This window comes from Mycobacterium sp. E2733 (assembly GCF_001667585.1).
Classification (GTDB): Bacteria; Actinomycetota; Actinomycetes; order Mycobacteriales; family Mycobacteriaceae; genus Mycobacterium.
The window spans coordinates 1-16973 of sequence record NZ_LZJZ01000093.1; the positions used below are offsets into that span (position 1 = coordinate 1).

At 68.2% G+C, this 16973-nt stretch carries 15 protein-coding genes; 4 read left to right on the forward strand and 11 right to left on the reverse strand.

The window, feature by feature from the left end; all coding sequences use genetic code 11:
* From A5678_RS17055 to A5678_RS17065, 3 genes are all read right to left on the reverse strand, one after another.
* Nucleotides 1-1265, reverse strand: a 1265-nt coding sequence (locus tag A5678_RS17055; protein WP_255396925.1) for a glycogen-debranching protein, incomplete at its 3' end; no start/stop codon positions are given.
* A gap of 70 nt (nt 1266-1335) precedes the next feature.
* A complete protein-coding gene (locus A5678_RS17060) occupies nt 1336-2517 on the reverse strand; it encodes a zinc-dependent alcohol dehydrogenase (RefSeq protein ID WP_068044405.1) in 1182 nt (393 codons plus the stop codon).
* A 42-nt stretch (nt 2518-2559) separates the two neighbouring features.
* Nucleotides 2560-3267 (reverse strand): GAF and ANTAR domain-containing protein, encoded by a 708-nt coding sequence (locus tag A5678_RS17065; RefSeq protein WP_068044407.1) that lies wholly within the window; start codon nt 3265-3267, stop codon nt 2560-2562.
* A 349-nt stretch (nt 3268-3616) separates the two neighbouring features.
* Between A5678_RS17065 and A5678_RS17070 the strand changes: the two genes are divergently transcribed.
* Nucleotides 3617-4927: an NAD(P)/FAD-dependent oxidoreductase gene (locus A5678_RS17070; protein WP_068044410.1), complete on the forward strand. Its 1311-nt coding sequence runs from the start codon at nt 3617-3619 to the stop codon at nt 4925-4927.
* 7 nt (nt 4928-4934) lie between these two features.
* On the opposite strand, the gene A5678_RS17075 is transcribed toward A5678_RS17070, so the two are convergent.
* Nucleotides 4935-5471, reverse strand: coding sequence for a DUF1360 domain-containing protein (locus A5678_RS17075; RefSeq protein WP_068044412.1), 537 nt, complete (start codon nt 5469-5471; stop codon nt 4935-4937).
* A gap of 77 nt (nt 5472-5548) precedes the next feature.
* A complete protein-coding gene (locus A5678_RS17080) occupies nt 5549-5920 on the reverse strand; it encodes a helix-turn-helix transcriptional regulator (RefSeq protein ID WP_068044414.1) in 372 nt (123 codons plus the stop codon).
* 145 nt (nt 5921-6065) lie between these two features.
* Between A5678_RS17080 and A5678_RS17085 the strand changes: the two genes are divergently transcribed.
* Nucleotides 6066-6515 carry an Hsp20/alpha crystallin family protein gene (locus tag A5678_RS17085; RefSeq protein ID WP_068044612.1) on the forward strand — a complete coding sequence of 150 codons (450 nt, stop codon included), beginning with the start codon at nt 6066-6068 and terminating at the stop codon, nt 6513-6515.
* A gap of 93 nt (nt 6516-6608) precedes the next feature.
* Nucleotides 6609-7289, forward strand: coding sequence for a PAS and ANTAR domain-containing protein (locus tag A5678_RS17090; protein WP_068044416.1), 681 nt, complete (start codon nt 6609-6611; stop codon nt 7287-7289).
* On the opposite strand, the gene A5678_RS17095 is transcribed toward A5678_RS17090, so the two are convergent.
* Nucleotides 7284-8666 carry a wax ester/triacylglycerol synthase family O-acyltransferase gene (locus A5678_RS17095; RefSeq protein ID WP_068044418.1) on the reverse strand — a complete coding sequence of 461 codons (1383 nt, stop codon included), beginning with the start codon at nt 8664-8666 and terminating at the stop codon, nt 7284-7286. The two genes, A5678_RS17090 and A5678_RS17095, sit on opposite strands and share 6 nt — an antisense overlap.
* 272 nt (nt 8667-8938) lie before the next feature.
* On the opposite strand from A5678_RS17095, the gene ppsA reads away from it, so the two are divergent.
* Nucleotides 8939-11344 carry a phosphoenolpyruvate synthase gene (gene ppsA / locus A5678_RS17100; RefSeq protein WP_068044421.1) on the forward strand — a complete coding sequence of 802 codons (2406 nt, stop codon included), beginning with the start codon at nt 8939-8941 and terminating at the stop codon, nt 11342-11344.
* A gap of 49 nt (nt 11345-11393) precedes the next feature.
* Here ppsA and A5678_RS17105 read toward each other — a convergent pair whose 3' ends face one another.
* From A5678_RS17105 to A5678_RS17125, 5 genes are all read right to left on the reverse strand, one after another.
* Nucleotides 11394-12290: a 3-oxoacyl-ACP synthase gene (locus A5678_RS17105; RefSeq protein WP_068044424.1), complete on the reverse strand. Its 897-nt coding sequence runs from the start codon at nt 12288-12290 to the stop codon at nt 11394-11396.
* Complete coding sequence (locus A5678_RS17110) at nt 12274-13389, reverse strand: 3-oxoacyl-ACP synthase III family protein (protein WP_068044614.1); 1116 nt, start codon at nt 13387-13389, stop codon at nt 12274-12276. Before A5678_RS17110 ends, A5678_RS17105 begins: the two co-directional genes overlap by 17 nt.
* Nucleotides 13390-13426: 37 nt before the next feature.
* Nucleotides 13427-14425 carry an NAD(P)H nitroreductase gene (locus tag A5678_RS17115; protein WP_082945596.1) on the reverse strand — a complete coding sequence of 333 codons (999 nt, stop codon included), beginning with the start codon at nt 14423-14425 and terminating at the stop codon, nt 13427-13429.
* Nucleotides 14426-14520: 95 nt separating this feature from the next.
* Nucleotides 14521-15981, reverse strand: coding sequence for a bifunctional aminoglycoside phosphotransferase/ATP-binding protein (locus A5678_RS17120; RefSeq protein ID WP_156746954.1), 1461 nt, complete (start codon nt 15979-15981; stop codon nt 14521-14523).
* Between the two features lie 15 nt (nt 15982-15996).
* Nucleotides 15997-16884, reverse strand: coding sequence for a universal stress protein (locus A5678_RS17125; RefSeq protein ID WP_068044619.1), 888 nt, complete (start codon nt 16882-16884; stop codon nt 15997-15999).
* Nucleotides 16885-16973 lie beyond the last annotated feature (89 nt).

Below are 16973 nucleotides of genomic sequence, written 5' to 3' on the forward strand. Positions count from 1 at the left end.
GCCGTCGACCCTCGACGAGTTCGCCTACCGGCTGTCCGGGTCCGCCGACCTCTACGAGCACACCGCGCGCCGCCCGGGCCGACGTCCCACGGCTCGGCGATCAGCTTGACCTGGCTGACGGTCGGATCCTGTTGCACGAGCTCGAAAAAGGTGGCCAGCCGGTCCACGTCGTAGAACTCGCGGGCCAGCGTCGAAGCGAGGTCGAACCGGAAGCCGTCGACGTGCATCTCGGTCACCCAGTAGCGCAGGGAGTCCATGATCAGCTGCAGCGCGTGCGGGTGCCCGACGTTGAGGCTGTTGCCGGTGCCGGTGTAGTCCATGTAGTAGCGCTTGTCGTCGTCGACGAGCCGGTAGTAGGCGGCGTTGTCGATGCCGCGGAAGGACAGCGTCGGGCCCATGTGGTTGCCCTCGGCCGTGTGGTTGTAGACGACGTCGAGGATGACCTCGATGCCGGCCTCGTGCAGGGTCCGCACCATGGCCTTGAATTCCTGTACCTGCCCGCCGGGCGAGGTGGCGCTGGAGTACTTGAAGTCGGGCGCGAAGAACCCGATTGTGTTGTAGCCCCAGTAATTCGAGAGGCCCTTGTCCACCAGGGTGGAGTCGTTGGCGAAGTGGTGCACCGGCATCAGCTCGATGGCGGTGACGCCGATGCTCTTGAGGTGCTCGATGATCACCGGGTGCGCGACGCCCGCGTAGGTGCCGCGCAGCTGCTCGGGGATGTCGGGGTGGGTTTGCGTCAGGCCCTTGACGTGCGCCTCGTAGATGACCGTGTCGGCGTATTGGTGGTCCGGCGGCCGGTCGTTGCCCCAGTCGAAGTAGGGGTTGATGACGACCGATTTGGGCATGAACCCGGCGGAGTCCTCGTCGTTGCGGCTGTCCGGGTCGCCGAAGTTGTAGCTGAACAGGGCCTGGTTCCACTCGAAGGAGCCGTCGATGGCCTTCGAATACGGGTCCACCAGCAGTTTGTTCGGGTTGCAGCGTAGGCCGTTCTGCGGGTCGTACGGGCCGTAGACGCGGTAGCCGTAGCGTTGGCCTGGTTCGATGTTGGGGATGTAGGCGTGCCAGATGTAGCCGTCGACCTCCGGCAGCGGGACCCGGCTCTCGGTGCCGTCGGCGTCGAACAGGCACAGCTCCACCCGCTCGGCCACTTCGCTGAACACGGCGAAATTGGTGCCCGCGCCGTCGTAGGTGGCGCCCAAGGGGTAGGCGCGGCCCGGCCACACCTCTCCGGTGGGCGTGGGGGCGGTGGCTTCTGCGGATGTCATGGCGCTTCCAATACCCTACGGCGGCCTCCCCCAAACGGTGGATCGGGGAGGCCTTGCGGCACAGCGATTTTCAGGGTCTTAACATGATTTTAACCGCGCCGTCCTGCTTCTTCTGGAAGATCTCGTAGCCGTGCGGGGCCTGGTCGAGGGGCAGCACGTGCGACGCGAAGGTGTCCACGCCGAGCGGGTCGTCGTCGGTGAGCAGCGGCATGATGTCGTCCACCCACCTCTTCACGTTCGCCTGACCCATCCGGAGGGTCACCTGCTTGTCGAACAGGGTGAGCATCGGCAGCGGGTCGGCCATCCCGCCGTACACGCCGATCAGCGATATCGTGCCGCCGCGGCGCACGATGTCGATGGCGGAGTACAGGGCGCTGAGCCGGTCCACGCCGGCGGTCTGCATGAGCCGCTTGCCGACGAAGTCCGGCAACATGCCGGCGGCCTGCTGGGCCAGCTTGGCCGCGGGGGAACCGTGCGCTTCCATGCCCACGGCGTCGATGACGGAGTCGGAGCCCCGTCCGTCGGTCAGGTCCCGGATCGCGTCCCCCAGTGAGGAGTCGAGCCGGCCCAGGTCGATGGTGTGAATGCCGCGCTGCGCGGCACGCCCGAGGCGTTCGGCCACCAGATCGACGGCGATCACCCGATAGCCGAGGTGATCGGCGATGCGCGCGGCCATGTCGCCGATCGGCCCCAAACCGAGCACGGTGACCGTGCCACCATCCGGGATGTCGGCGTACGCCACCGCCTGCCAGGCCGTCGGCAGCACGTCGGACAGGTAAACGAACCGCGAATCCGGCGGTCCCACAGGGACTTTGATGTGGGTGAACTGCGCCTGCGGGACTCGCAACAGCTCGGCCTGGCCGCCGGGGACCTCGCCGTAGAGCTCCGAGTAACCGAACAGCGCGGCCCCCATGCCCTGTTCGCGCACCTGGGTGATCTCGCATTGCGTGTAGAGCCGCTTGTCGCACATGTAGCAACTGCCACAAGAGATTTGGAATGGGATGACGACCCGGTCCCCGACCCGCAGGTCGCCCGCTTCACCGCCGACTTCGCGCACGATTCCCATGGGTTCGTGTCCAAGGATGTCCCCGGGCTTCATGAAGGCCCCAAGGATCTCATACAGGTGCAGGTCGGACCCGCAGATATTGGTCGACGTGACTTCGATGATGGCGTCGGTGGGCTTCTCGATCTTCGGGTCGGGCACCGACTCCACCCGCACGTCGCGCTTGCCGTGCCACGTGACAGCCTTCATGTGCGAAGCACATACCCGTCTCGCGGCCCCCGAAACGCCGCGTCAGCACTGCCGGCGTTTGAGTGGATGCTCGCTGTCGATCAACGATTTCGCGATGTCGATGAGCCTGGTGTTGGATTGCTGCGAGAGCCGGGTGAGCAGTTCGAACGCTTCGACGGCGTCGAGATTGAAGCGCTCCATGACGATGCCCTTGGCCTGCCCGATCATGTCCCGCGAGGCCAGGGCGCTGCGGAATTGGTCTTGGCGGCGCATGATTGACCACGCCAGCGCGATGTGCGTGGCGTAGACGGTGCCGAGCTCCACCGCGTCGTCGTGGAAGGCGTGCGGGGAATCGGCATAGAAGTTGAGCGCGGCCATGCTGCCGTGGTCCACGAACAACTCGAACGACAGGATGGACCGGATCGGGGTCTGCTCGAGCGCATGCAGCCGATAACGGGGCCACCGCTTCTCTTCGGCGAGGTCCTCGACGTGCATCACGTGGTGGCTCCAGGCCGCCTCCACGCACGGCCCCTCCCCGTATCGGTTCTGGATCGAGTCCAACAGCATCGGGTACCGATGCGTGGCCGCCACATTGGTGACCGCCTTACTCCGCTCGGCCAGGGTGATCCCCGCGTACTGCGAGCCCGCCACGTGCATGACGCCGTTGCCGATGAGTTCGCTCAGCCCCGCCGCGGTGTCCGTTCCCTGGCGGTCGAGGCCGGATACCATTTCCGCGAGCTGGGCGACGACCGCCGTACTGCACTCTTGCATAGCATCCCCCTGTCGAAGGTCTGCCCCCCCGGGGGGGCGACCCCCGGGGCGGCGAATACGGGCACACTCCTTCCCGAGAGCCACGCCTCGTTTATCCAAGTCTTCTTGTGATCATTTCGGTGTCAACCCAGCAAACGAAATCAATGGGCCAAATAGCGAAGCGCAAGCCTCGCGCGCCCAGGCTACCGGTGCCCCCGGCCGCAAACCGCCAACGACCTTGCGCACTTGCACTGAATGCACGTAATGCATTGCTATCAAACATATTTGGGGACATCGCCGCGATGGTTCCCGCGAGCCCGCGCTGGGATGCCCCGGTCCGGACCCGGCAATCGTCCTACACTGGCGATTAATGACCTCGATAGTGATCGTCGGCAGCGGCTTCACCGGATTCACCTGCGCGCACCGCCTGGCCCGCATCCTGCGGCGACGGCGCGTACAGGCCGACATCACGATCATCTCCCCGGTCGACTACATGCTGTACACGCCGTTGTTGCCCGACGTCGCCGGCGGCGTCGTCGATGCCCGCTTTGTGGCGATCCCGTTGGCCAACACCCTCAAAGGCGTGCACGCGGTGCGCGGCCGCGTGGATGGCGTGGACTTCGCCCGGCGCACCGTGACATGGTGCGATCCCGAAGAACGCAGCCACACCCTGGCCTGGGATCGGTTGGTGCTGACGCCGGGTTCGGTGACACGGCTGTTCGATGTGCCGGGCCTCGCGACCTGCGCGCGCGGACTGAAGACCACCGCCGAGGCCCTCTACCTGCGAGACCACTTCGTCGAGCAGCTCGAGCTGGCCAATATCGAGAACGACCCCCGCGTGGCCCAAGCCCGGCGCACAGTCGTCGTGGTCGGGGCCTCCTATTCGGGCACCGAACTGGTGGCTCAGCTGCGGGCGCTGGCCGACGCGGCCGCCAAGCAGATGAGCTTCGACCCCGCCGCCGTCCGGTTCGTGCTCCTCGATCTGGCCGAGCAGGTGATGCCGGAAGTCGGCAAGAAGCTGGGCGATGCCGCGCAGAAGGTGCTCCGCCGGCGCGGGATCGACGTTCGACTCGGCCTCACGCTCAAGGAAGCGCATGGCGATCACGTTGTGCTGAGCGATGATTCGCGCATCGACACCCGCACGGTCGCCTGGGTGACCGGCGTGACCGGCGCACCGCTGATCCAGGGTCTGGGCTTGCCGACCGAGCGGGGCCGGCTCAAAGTGCAGCCCGATCTGCAGGTGCCGGATCACCCGGACGTGTTCGCGGCCGGCGACGCGGCCGCGGTTCCCGACCTGACCCAGCCCGGAAAGATCACGCCGCCCACCGCCCAGCACGCCACCCGCCAGGGCAAGGTGCTGGCCCGCAACGTGGCGGCCAGCCTCGGTCACGGCACGGCCAAGCAGTACAAGCACCGCAACCTGGGTCTGGTGGTGGACCTGGGACCGTGGAACGCGGTGGCCAACCCGATGAACATCCACCTTTCGGGGCTGCCGGCGAAGATCGTGACCCGGGCCTACCACCTGTATGCGATCCCGCGCGGCGTCAACCGGTGGGCGGTTTCGCTGGCCTACCTGACCGACGCGCTGTTCGCCCGGTCGGTGGTCTCCATCGGGTTGTCCTCCGAGGAGGACGCGCAGTTCGCGGCCAGCGAGGGCATCCCGATGCCGAAGACCGGCTGAGCGCGGCTCAGCCCTCGGCCGACCGCTGCGCCATCGAGTAGGCGAGCTGGAGGAAGTCGGCGCCGGTCAACACGGTGAAGACGCCGGCGATCAGGCGGGTGAACCGGGGAGCGAAGACCAGGCCGATGGCGAAGCCGGTCGCCACCCACATATCCAGGCAGAACGGACACGTCAGCAGTTCTCCCAGGCTGTGCCGCAACGGGCTCTCGTCCCGGACCTCCTCCATGACCTCGGCCGGTCCGCCGCTGCCCGCGAACCTGGTGAACGGCGCGCGCAACGGGCTCGTCACCGCGTCCTTGGTCAGCGTCCGCGAGAGCTTGTGGGTGCCCAGGGTGACCGTGATCAGGTCCTGGATCCGCCACCGTGTCGGCAAGGTGCGCCCGGTGACCAGCGCGGCCGCGGTCGCGACGGCAACCACGACGGTGTAGATCGCCAGCACCGCCACGTAGCCGCCCAGCGGCCGGGGCTCGTCCCCGCGGTATTCGTCCGCTTCGCGCCGTGCGCCGTCGACCACCTGGCTCTTGGCCTCCGCCACGTCTCCCATTGGATCTCCTTCAGCTCAAGGGCACCGCAGGCTGGGTACCCGAACTCGGTGAGCGCAATCCGGGGACCGCGGCGCCCTCAGCCGGCCCCGTCGGCCTCCTGGGTGACCTTCGCGGTTTTGGCGGCCTTCCGCAGGGTCCGGTTGGTGGACCGTAGGTCGGTGTTGGCGGCCGAGAGCGTCGCGTTGTGATCCTCGAGGTCGAGGATCCGGGCAATACCGGCCAGGTTGATGCCGGCGCCGACCAGCTCGCTGATGCGCTTGAGCCGGGCCAGGTCGTCGGCGCTGTAGCGGCGGGTCCCGCCGTTGCTTCGCGCCGGCGTGACCAGCCCGTAACGCTCGTACAGGCGTAGCGACTGCACCGGGATGCCCGAGAGTTCGGCGGCCACCGAGATGCCATACACGCCGTGATCGGGCGCCGGGGCGCCGAACTCGCCGCGTTGGTCGGTCATCACACGTCTCCTCGAAGCTACCTGGCCTAGAAAATCTATTTATCACACTTGCATGAGTATGTCGATAGTGCTATACCAAATCTATGTCATTGGACATAGGTAATAGCCAGACCACAACCTAGATTGAAGTGAGAGGGTGACCACCATGCTGATGCGTACCGACCCCTTCCGTGACCTCGACCGCTTTACCCAGCAGGTATTCGGCACGGCCGCCCGACCGGCGGTGATGCCGATGGACGCCTGGCGCCAGGGCGAGGAATTCGTCGTCGAGTTCGACCTGCCCGGCATAAACGCCGACTCGCTCGACATCGACATCGAGCGCAACGTCGTGACCGTGCGCGCCGAGCGGCCCGCGCTTGACCCGGACCGCGAGATGTTGGCCACCGAGCGCCCGCGCGGGGTGTTCAGCCGGCAGTTGGTTCTCGGCGAGAACCTCGACACCGACAAGATCGAGGCGTCCTACCGCGAAGGCGTTCTGCGGCTGCACATTCCGGTCGCCGAGCGGGCGAAGCCGCGCAAGATCACCGTCGGGCGCGGCGACGGGCAGACGGCCATCAACGAAAACGCCTCGCAACACGAGGTCATCAACGCCTGAGCACCGGGTGGACAGGCGGCGGCTCGGGTCCGTGCCGAACTCACGGGCCGCCGCCCTCCGCCGGTATCGGGGCGCCAGGAGGCAAGGTGCGAGATGAAGTGGGAACTGGACGGTCAAACGGCTGACGTCGAACGGGCGTTGGCCGGCGGTGCCGCGCAGCCGGCCGGGTGGTTTCGCTTCCACTTCACCGACCAGCGCTGGGAGTGGTCGGAACAGGTGCAGCGGATGCACGGGTATGAGCCCGGCAGCGTGACGCCCACCACCGATCTGGTGCTCTCGCACAAGCATCCGGACGACCGTGGGCAGGTCGCCGCCACCATCGATCAGATCGTCAACACCCGGCGGGCGTTCAGCACTCGCCATCGGATCATCGACACCGCCGGCAAGGTGCACCACGTCATCGTGGTGGGTGACCGGTTCTTCGATGACGACGGTGACGTCGTCGGAACGCACGGGTTTTACATCGACGTCTCCCCGGCCGCGGGACAGGTGAACGAGGAGATCGTCAGCGCCAGGCTTGCCGAGATCAACGAGAACCGGGCCGGGATCGAACAGGCCAAGGGCATGCTGATGCTGATCTACGGCCTCAGTGAGGGCGCGGCCTTCGATTTGCTCAGATGGCTTTCGCAGGAGGCGAATATCAAGCTACGGCTGCTCGCCGAGCAGATCGCCGAAGACTTCCGCTGTGCCGGCCTGCCCCTCGATGCCCAATCGGAGTTCGACCATCTACTGCTAACCGCCCATCGACGCGTCAGCCAGTCCGACGTGTCATGACGCCTTGCGGCGCCGGATGCGGGCGGCCGCGATCAATTGCGCCATCCCCTTCTCGATGCCGGCGGCGAGCGCGTCGATGTCGGGCGCCGTGTCGTAGTCGGCGGTGATTCCGAAGACGAAACTGTCGGCATAGCTGAGCATCCCGACACCGGTGCGCACCTGAAGGGCTATCGGCGGGACCGGCAACAGCTCCAGCACCCGGCGGCCCATCAGCCGCTGCCGGCTCCGTGGGCCGGGAACATTGCTCGCCAGGGCGACGACCGCTCGTTGCGGTAACCGGGAGAGCAAGCGAATTGCCCACGCGGACACCGCAAACGGGGTGCGCCGCGCCGCCACCACCAACGCGCTGCCACCCTCGCTCTGCCCGCTCGCCTTTGCGTGGGTGAGCCGGTCATGCACCAGTTTCAGCTGTTGCACCGGGTCCGCCTCGTCGACGGGCAGCAACGGTAGCATCGCCGAGACCCGGTTGCCGGCGACATTGAAGTGGTCCACGGCGCGCACGGAGACGGGAACGAGCGTGCGCAGCGAGTCTCGGCCCGGTTGTTCCCCGCGCGCCAGCAAGACGGCGCGATAACTGTTGGTAATCGCTGCCAGCGCAACGTCGTTGAGGGTGACGCCGAATGCCCGGGCGACCTTGTTCATGTCCCTCAGCCGGGCGCGGGCCACGCTGTACCGCCGCATCGCGGTGACCGGCCCGTTCAGCGACGATTGAGGCGCGGGGCGCATCAGTGCGGTGGCCAGTTCGGCCGCCCCGATCGCCGCGTGTTCGGCCGCGGTCACCGCGCCGAACGCGCTTCGGCCGATTCCGGTCGCCCAACTCAAGGGGTTCAGGCTGATCTTGGACAGATCCGCCCCGCGCCGAACCGCCTTCCTGGCGGCGCCGACGTCGACGGCGAAGGTGCCGCCCTCACCGTCGTCGCCGAACTTGGCGAACAGCTGCGCCATCGCGATACCGTCGGCGATGCAGTGATGAATCTTGGTGAGCACCGCCCACCGGTTTTCGCTGAGCCCCTCGATGATCCAGGACTCCCACAGCGGGCGTTCACGATCGAGTCGGCGCTCCATCAACGACGCGATCATCTCGAACAGCTCCGGGTCGCCGCCCGGGTGCGGCAGCGCGACGCGGTGCAGATGCCGCGAGAGGGCGAAGTGCGGGTCGTCCGTCCATTCCGGCGGCCGCAGGTCGAGCGGGTGGGTCCGCAGGACCTGCCTGCAGCGCGGAACCGTCGCGACCCGCTCGCCGAATTCGGCGACGAACTCCTCGTACGTCGGGGCCGGTCCCTCCACGACCGACACGCCGCCCACCGCCAGGCTGATGTGCGGATCGGAGTCCTCGACCTCCAGGAAGCCGGCGTCCAGTGCGGTCAATTGCTCCATGGTGCTACCTTCCCCGCCGCAATGCCCTGCTGGCAGGGCCGTAAGTCCTCTACTACTGAGGCCAAACGGCGGCTGTGGCGGCGCGCCCCCGGCCATATTGTGAGGGGGGTGACGGGAGAGCAATTGAGCAGCGCGGCAGCCGCTTTCGCCGCCGCGTCCCACATCGGTCTGCCCGCACTGCCCGGCCTCCACGGACTACGTCTGGATCATGCGAAAAGCGAACAGCGTTAGCTACGACGCGTATTGATGCAACCTGCCGGAGGAAGAACACCATGAGCGATTTCACCTACATCCGCTTCTTCGAAGAGATCGGCATCGAGGACGTCCCACTGGTCGGCGGGAAGAACGCCTCGCTGGGCGAGATGTTCCAGAAGCTGACCGGACAGGGCGTGCGGGTCCCGCACGGGTTCGCGATCACCGCCGAGGCCTACCGGCACATGCTGGACAGCGCCGGCGCCTGGGACGCGCTGCACGCCGCGCTCGACGACCTCGACCCCAACGACGTCACCGCGCTGGCACGCAGGGGCAAGCGGGCCCGCGAAATCGTCTACGGCGCAGGGCTTCCCCGGGAGCTCGCCGCCGAGATCACGGCCGCCTACCGGCAGCTTCAGGAGGAATACGGCGAAGACGTCAGCCTGGCCGTGCGCAGCTCGGCGACCGCCGAAGACCTGCCGACCGCCAGCTTCGCCGGCCAGCAGGAGACCTTCCTCAACATCAAGGGCAGCGAGAGCCTGCTGGACGCCTGCCGCCGGTGTTTCGCCAGCCTGTTCACCGACCGGGCCATCCACTACCGGATCGACCAGGACTTCGACCACTTCAAGGTGTCGCTGTCGATCGGCGTCATGAAGATGGTGCGCTCCGACCTCGCCTCGTCGGGGGTGATGTTCACCCTGGACACCGAATCCGGCTTCCACGACGTCGTATTCATCACCGGCGCCTTCGGGCTCGGCGAGAATGTGGTGCAGGGCGCCGTCGACCCCGACGAGTTCTACGTCCACAAACCGACGTATCAGGCCGGCCACCGGGCGGTCCTGCGCCGGCTGATCGGGGACAAGGCGGTCAAGATGATCTTCGTCGAGGGCGAGACGAAGAACACCACCCGCAACATCCCCACGCCGAAGGCCGACCGGGCCCGGTTCTGCGTCACCGACGACGACGTCCTCGAGTTGGCCGGCTACGCCTGCGCCATCGAGAGCCACTACGGGCGGCCGATGGACATCGAATGGGCGAAGGACGGTCTCGACGGGCGGCTCTACATCGTCCAGGCGCGCCCCGAAACCGCGGCCTCCCAGCGCAGCCAGACGGTGATCGAGAGCTACGTGCTCGAGGGCAAGGGCGCCGAACGTAAGGAGGTACTCGCCGAGGGGCGATCGGTCGGCGAGAAGGTCGCCACCGGCATCGCCAGGCGGATGGACAACCTTGGGAAGCTGTCGGAGTTCCAGCCCGGCGACGTGCTGGTCGCCGACATCACCACGCCCGACTGGGAACCCATCATGAAGATCGCCGCGGCCATCGTCACCAACCGCGGCGGGCGCACCTGCCACGCGGCGATCATCGCCCGCGAGCTCGGCATCCCCGCCGTCGTCGGCGCGGGCAACGCCACCACGAGCGTGCCCGACGGCGAGCTCGTCACGGTGTCGTGCGTGGAGGGCGACACGGGGCGGGTCTACCGCGGCGAGTTGGGCTTTCGCGTCGATCACACCGAGGTGTCCGACCAGGAGCGCCCGCATACCGAGATCATGCTCAACCTCGGCAACCCGGATCTAGCGTTCAAGACGTCGTTTTTGCCGAACGACGGCGTGGGGCTGGCCCGGATGGAGTTCATCATCAACGAGTACATCCGGGTGCACCCGCTGGCTCTGCTCCACCCCGACCGGGTGGACGACCCCGAGGCCCGGCGGACCATCGAAACGCTGACGTACGCCTATTCCGACGGCGCCGAATTCTTCGTGGAGCGCCTGTCGGAAGGGATCGGCACCATCGCCGCCGCCTTCTGGCCCAAGCCCGTCGTCGTGCGGATGTCGGACTTCAAGACCAACGAGTACGCCAGCCTGGTCGGCGGCAGCGGCTTCGAGGCGGTCGAGAGCAACCCGATGATCGGCTTCCGCGGCGCGTCGCGCTATGCGCACCCGGCCTACGCCGAGGGATTCGCGCTGGAGTGCCGGGCGATGAAGCGGGTGCGCGAACAGATGGGGCTGACCAACGTCGTGCTGATGTTGCCGTTCGTGCGCCGGGTGGCCGAGGCCGACCTGGTCCTGGCGGAGATGGCCAAACACGGTCTCCGCCGCGGGGAGAACGGGCTCAAGGTGTACGCGATGTGCGAGATCCCCAACAACGTCATCCTCATCGACGAGTTCGCCAAGCGCTTCGACGGGTTCTCCATCGGGTCCAATGACCTCACCCAGCTGACCCTCGGCGTCGACCGGGACAGCGAGATCGTGGCCTTCGACTACGACGAACGCGACGAGGGCGTCAAGGAGATGATCCGGCTGGCCGTGGAGGGCTGCCGCCGCAACGGGATTCACTCCGGATTGTGCGGTCAGGCGCCGTCGGACTACCCCGACATGGCCGAGTTCCTGGTTCGCTGCGGCATCGACTCGATCAGCCTGAACCCCGACGTGGTGGTCAAGACCACCCGGCAGGTCCTGGACCTCGAGCGTGCGGTGCAACTGCAGTGATCGTCTGAGCGCGGGGTCACCGCACCGAGCCTAGTGACGGGTTTCGTCGTTATGGCCGCGCGGCCCGGGGTGGCTGGCGATAGAGGGCGGCGCCCGCGACGACGTCGGCCCCGGCCGCGACGAACAGGACCCGTGCGCCCGCCGGCAACCGCTCGGCCCGCTGCCCGAACGCGGCGGCCAAGGCGGCGGTGTGCATGCGTTCGTCGTCGGCGACGCTGATCGCCTCGACCGGCAAGCCCAGTCGGGTGCCCAGCGCGCTGCGGTATCCGGGCCGGGCGGGGGCGGCGACGATCGCGTCGACGTCCGACAGCCGCACCGACTGCTCCTCCAGGCACGCCGCCACCGCCCGCCCGGCCGCCGCGGCGAACCGCTCGTCCATCGCCGCCGACTCGGAGAAGCGCAGGATGTTGCGGGAATCAGCGAAACCCACTGTAGCACTGAATGTTTCGTCGCCGGGTTCACTCGGGTCGGTCACCCAGGAGACCCGGCTGAGGCCGTAGTCGTCGTCGGACCAGCCGCAAAGCATCGCCGCGCCGGCGGCCGAGAACGGGAAGTGCTCGCTCATCCCGTGCCCGGGGTCGGCGTCGCTGGCGACCACCAGCGCGCGCCGGATGGCGCGGCTGCGCATGAACCCGTCGACGATCTGCAGCGCCGTCAGCAGCCCGCACGTGCCGTTGGCGATGTCGAAGGAGAAGGTGCCGTGGGCGCCGGCGTGCGGGTCCTCCGGGTTGGCGCCGACGTCGTCCTGGATCAGCGCGGCGAGCGCCGGCTCACCGAGGTTGCGGTCGCGGAAAATGCCGGCGTTGACGACTAGGTCGAGGTCTTTAGCCTCGCATCCGGCCCGCTTCAGGCAGTCCTTGGCGGCCACGACGGCCAGGTGCAACGCGCTGTGGCGCCCCCGCAGCCGCGGATGAGAGACGTCGATCCGATCAATCACCGTGCCCATAGCGGCTCACCACATCCTCGTCCAGGGTCAACAAGACCACACCGATCTCCAGTCCGGAGGCCAACGCCAGCAACGCGATTCGCTCCCCCGGTTTGATCCGCCCGGCCTCGAGTTCCTCGACGAGGGCCACCGTGTGGGTCGTGGACGCGGTGTTCCCGTAGCGGTCGACGGTGATCACCGCGTCGTGGCGCGGGCTGTCGCCGAACACCTCCGACATCCGGGCCATTCCCTTGCGGATGGCGCGCGCGGACGTCTGGTGGGTGATGACGTGGTCGATGTCGTGGATCGAAAGACCAACCGTGTCAAGCACTTCGCTCAACAGCAGCGGGGTGTTGGCGATCGCGGCCTTCTGGATGGCGCGGGAGTTGGTGAACATCCGCGCGCCCGGGTCGTCGCCCTGCGGATATGCCAGGCAGAGCCGGCTGTAGTCGGCGACGGTGGTGAAGCCCGCCAGGGTGATGCCGGCCGAACCGGCCGGCGCCCGCTCGAGCAGCAGCGCCGCGCCGGCATCGCCCAGGGTCAGGCTGGCCAGCTCCTTGCTCATGATGTTGCGGATGTGCCGGGCGGCGTTGTTGGACAGCTGCGAGATGTACTCGCCGCTGACGACGAGCCCGCGCTCGACGACGCCCTGGCGGATCCAGTTGTTCAAAATCGTGACGCCGGTGAGCATTCCGGCGCACGCGTTGGACACGTCGAACGTCATCGCGTTCACCGCCCCGATCCCGCGCGCCACGGCGCTGCTCATGGTCGGCTCGAGCCACTGGGTCAGCCCGTCCCGGAATTTGGTGATGCTGCAGCTGATCACGACGTCCAGCGCCGCCGGATCCTGCTGCGCGGTGGCCAGGCAGTTCAGCGCCGCCGAGCTGGCCAGGGTGTAGGAATCCTCATCGCCCATCGACACCCGGCGTTCGCGGATCCCGGTCAGCCGTTCCAGGTCGATGTGGGTGCGGTGGCGGGTGGACGCCATGAGCTCGTCGGTCGTCAGGTGGGTTCCGGGCAGATGCCGGCCCGCGGCCGCGACCCGCGCGACGAAGGGGGCCTCACCGTCCTTCCCGGTTGTTTCCCCGTTTGTTTCCATCACCAGCCAGTGCCGAGTCATCGATGGCACCTCCTTGGCATCGTCCTTGGCATATCGGTCACCCACGCATCTCGAGGACTTCGGTCACCGGACGCCGGGCGGTGGGTTCCCCATGCGGGTCCCCGGCCGGTGACCGGCCGACCCGGATCAGCAGCTGCGGCTGGCCGGAGCCGCCGGTGACCTGCCTGATGATGTCGCGGCTCAGCGACATCTCCGTCATGTGGGTCAGCGTGCATGTGGCCATGCCGGCCAAAGTGCATTCGAGCAGCACCGCCGACAGCGCCTCACCGCAGCGCAGCACTTCGGCCGGCGCATCGTCGTAACGGGTGGACAGGACCACGATCTTGGAGTGGTCCGCCTCGATCGCGGCGCGGCGGCGGCCCCCGCCCGCGGGCGGGAATGCGCGGGCGATGTCGACGCGCGCGGCCTCGGAACTGGACAGCAGGGCGCTTTCGGGCACGTGGTCGGCGTTCGCTTCGAAGGGCGATGTCCACCAACGCAATTCGGTCAGGTAGGACGTATCGCTTCGGCGCAACTGCTCGGTGAGCCGCGAGGCCTCGGCCAGCCTCGGCCGCTCGTCGTCGTCGACCACGTCCAGCGACACGTCGTACGGGGTCACCGCGCGGGTCAGGGTCGAATGCAGCGTGGGCCACGCGGTCGGCGCGCCCAGGGGCAGCCGGTCGGTGCGGCGGCGAAGGATCGCGTCGGCCCGCAGCCGGCACTGCGCGGTCACGTTCTCTACGGGCAAAAAGCCCACACTCGCGAGGTGATCCGGTCTGCCCTCGGTGGGAAAACGTTCGGTGACGCTTTCCCAGCCCGCGGCGGCCATGGCGACGCGCAGGTGGTCGAGGACGGCGCCGCAGCTCAGGATCAGCTCCCGGCCGGTGTGGTCGGTGGCGGACATCGCGTGGCGCGGGTCGGCCCACAGGTGCAGCCTCGTGCCGTCGGCCACCCACCGCCAGGGCTGGCTGTTGTGCAGCGAAGGCGCGCGGCACGCGAGCGTCACCGCGTCCCGGATGACCTGCTCGGTCGGCACTTTCGCGTCCATCTGCACCATTTCGTCGATTTCGGTGAGGCAAACTGTATGCCCCGCGCGGCGGCTGCGGGCAGGGCCGTTGGTCCCCGACGGCCGGGACGTTGGAACCTCCGCTGTTACGTCGCGCGCCACCAGAGGTCGTGCGCCTCCCGAGCGACGAGGCCCGAGCGCCGCGAGGTGTCGATCCGGTGCGCGCTGTCCCAGTCGGCGTGGCCGGCGGCCAGGGCGGCGGCGATCTCCGGGGTCACCTCCGAATTGCCCGCGGGCCTGGTCTTGATCCGGTCGGCCGCCACGTCGGCCGCCGTTGAGCATACGAATTCGACGAGCGCCGAGTGCGACTCGGCGGCCACCCGGTGAGCCTGGGCGCGCGTCCGCGGATCGCGCCAGGTGCCGTCGAGGATCACCGAGTGCCCCGCGCCCAGCAACTGCCGCGCGCGGCGCAGGGTGGTCTCGTAGACCACCGCGACCTGGTCGGGGCTGTAGAGCCCGGCGTTCAGCACGCCGGCCTCACCGGCGATGGCGCCGGAGTCCCGAAGCTCCCGGCGCACGTCGTCGGTGGAAATGAGCTGCGCCCCAAACGATTCGGCCAGCCCGCGGGCCACGGTGGACTTCCCGGTGCCCGGGTTGCCGCCGACGAGCGCAAGCCGAACGGTGCCGCTCCGCAGGTGCCGGGTTGCGATGGCCAGGTGGCGGGCGGCGTCGTCGGACGCGCCCGGGCTGCCCTGCGAAACCCGAACGCAATCCACCTTCGCCCGCACCGCGGCCCGGTAGGCGATGTAGAAGTCACGCAGCGACGACGGCGCCGCGTCCCCCGAGTGCTCGGCGTAGCGCTGCAGGAAGTAGTCGCCGAAGTCCTTGCGGCCCAGGAACTCCAGGTCCATCGCGAGGAAGGCGGCGTCGTCGATGCAGTCGACGTGGCGCAGCCGGTCGTCGAACTCCAGACAGTCCAGCAGCGCGGGGGTGCCGCCGACCCAGAAGATGTCGTCGGCGAGCAGGTCGCCGTGCCCGTCGACGATGCGCCCGTCGCGGATGCGCCGCGCGAACAGCCCCGCGCGCCCGGCGACGAACTGGTCCGCCAGGCGCTGCACATGGGCGACCTCACTCTCGGCTACGCCCGGGGTCGATTGGCTCGCATAACGTTCCAATTCGGACAGGTTCTCCCGCCAGCGCCACTCGATCGCCCCGGCCTCGCCCTGGGCGTCGATCCGCTGGCCGCGCTCGGCGCGTTCGTGGAAGCGGGCCAACACGGCCGCGACCGCGTCCAGCACGCGGTGCACGGACTCTGAAGTGTCGTGGGTCACCAAATGCGCGAGGCGGTCCTCGTCGCGGTAGCGCCGCATGACCACGACCGGCTCGGCCGGCCCGCCGAGCGGGTCGGTGAGGTGGGCGACGCCGAGGTAGCTCTCGGGCGAGAGCCGGCTGTTGAGCTCGACCTCCCGGCGGCAGGCGTGCTCGCGCTGCTGCGGCGCGCGGAAGTCGAGGAAGTCGGTGAGCACCGGCTTCTTGGCTTTGTATGCGCGGTCACCGGCGAGAATGACGACGCCCGTGTGAGTTTCGTGCAGATCGAGATAGGGCACGGCGGCGGCGCGCCCCTAGGAGGGCCGCGCGACGATCACAGGCATCCGGACCGAGTGGACGACGGCGTTGCTGACCGAACCCAACAGCATGCCGGACAGGCCGCCGCGGCCGTGGCTGCCCACGACGACGAGTTGGGCGGATTCCGACTGTTCGATGAGCTGGCGGGCCGGCCGGTCGGAAACGACGACGCGGTGCACGGTGACGTCGGGATAGCGTTCCTGCCAGCCGGCCAGTTGTTCGGCCAGGCTCCGCTCGGCTTCCTGCCTCACCGCCGACCAATCCACCCCGGGCAGTTCGAAGACGTCGACGTCGCTCCAGGCGTGCAGCGCCGTCAGCTCGACACCGCGACGCGACGCCTCGTCGAACGCAACGGCCACCGCGACGTCGGAGGCGGGTGAGCCGTCGATGCCCACGAGCACCGGGGCTTGCTGGGGATGCGGCATGAGCGGATCTTCGTCGCGGATGACCGCGACCGGGCAGCGCGCGCTGCGGACCACGCTGCTGCTCACCGATCCCAGCAGCAGCCTGCTCATCGCCCCCCGCCCGTTGCTGCCGACGACGACCATCTCGGCCTCTTTGGACATCTCGACCAGCGTGGGCACCGGGGGCGCGCACCTCAGCTCGCTTCGGATGTCGATCTTGCGGTCGCTGGTGACGGCCTCTTCGGCGACCTTGACCGCTTGCTCGAGGACCTCCCGGCCTTGCTCTTCCTGCCACACCGCCACGCCGGTCGACAGGGGAAGGGCGGGATACATCGGCACGAGCGCGTTCACCATGTGGACCACGGTCAGCGGGACGTGTCGCATCGCCGCGTCACGCGCCGCCCAACACACGGCGGCGTTCGAGGCCGGCGATCCGTCGATCCCGACGACGATGCCATGGCGGTTTGCAAGTGCGGACATGATGTTCTCCCTCTCCTCCCCCAAAACGCTATGGCGCGAACGGGCGTCGATCATGAGGCTTTAGTCACCAACCGCATGGCCATGAGGCC